A 1,173-nucleotide genomic window follows, 5' to 3' on the forward strand; every position below is an offset into this window, starting at 1 on the left:
TTTCCCTCACGGTACTGGTTCACTATCGGTCTCTCAGGAGTATTTAGCCTTACCGGATGGTGCCGGCAGATTCCCACAAGGCGTCTCCGACCTCGCGGTACTCAGGGTACCACTGGGCCAATGGTGCTTACGTGTACGGGGCTATCACCCTGTGCCGCCGGGATTCCCATCCCGTTCCACTTCGCTGCATTGTAACCGTATCGTGGCCCTACAACCCCCACCTTGCCGTAACAAGGTGGGTTTGGGCTCTTTCCCGTTCGCTCGCCACTACTTGGGAAATCATTGTTATTTTCTCTTCCTCTGCTTACTTAGATGTTTCAGTTCGGCAGGTTTGCCCCATTATATGGTGGCATGTCTTCAACATGCCGGGTTGCCCCATTCGGAGACCCCCGGATCGAATCATATTTGCAGATCCCCGGGGCTTATCGCAGCTTATCGCGTCCTTCGTCGCCTCTGAGAGCCAAGGCATCCCCCGTGTACTCTTTCTTACTTTCTTCTACTTGTACGCCTTTTGCGCCGTACAGTATGCTTTTTCGCTAATGCCGCTTTTTAAGAGTATTTAGTAGTTGGTATTTGGTAGTTAGACCGAAGTCTTGATACTCGATACTCATTGCTTGATACTTCCAAGCGGCAGTCGCCTATTGTTGTCTGCTCTTGTTTTTTCTTACTTCTTCCAATATGTCAAAGAACTTTGCCAAGGTTGAGGGTGGAGGGTGTAAAGGTAAGGGGCTTAATGTGCCCCGTCCCAAGCCTCTTCTCGGCCTTGTTAGCGAAAACCCGCGGGCTCGAACCGTTTCTCATGTGCCCCGATGGCGTTTCCCCTTGTCTATCTCTATGTCAATGTACGCCATCTATCCCGATGGCAGCGCTTTTCTTTTGTTGTCAGCTTTCAGTATTCAGCTTTGGCCTTTCCGCTTTAAGCTTTTAGCTTAGGTTGTGGAGAATAACGGAGTCGAACCGTTGACCTCCTGCGTGCAAGGCAGGCGCTCTAGCCAGCTGAGCTAATCCCCCGGCTTTTTTTGAGTTCTACGTTATAAGTAGTAAGTGTTACGTAAAACGTATGGCTTAAAACGTAAAACTTCCCACTTAAACTAGGTAGTCCCGTCCAGATTTGAACTGGAGACCCCTACATTATCAGTGTAGTGCTCTAACCAGGCTGAGCTACGGGACTGT

At 50.0% G+C, this 1,173-nt stretch carries 2 tRNA genes and 1 rRNA gene; all 3 read right to left on the reverse strand.

What is annotated here, in order from left to right:
* Positions 1-496 (reverse strand): 23S ribosomal RNA (locus tag ABIB40_RS20665); the annotation flags it as partial.
* A gap of 441 nt (positions 497-937) precedes the next feature.
* Positions 938-1,011 (reverse strand) — tRNA-Ala (locus ABIB40_RS20670).
* An 85-nt stretch (positions 1,012-1,096) separates the two neighbouring features.
* A tRNA-Ile gene (locus tag ABIB40_RS20675) sits at positions 1,097-1,171 on the reverse strand.
* Positions 1,172-1,173 lie beyond the last annotated feature (2 nt).

Source organism: Pedobacter sp. UYP30 (assembly GCF_040547165.1).
GTDB lineage: Bacteria > Bacteroidota > Bacteroidia > Sphingobacteriales > Sphingobacteriaceae > Pedobacter.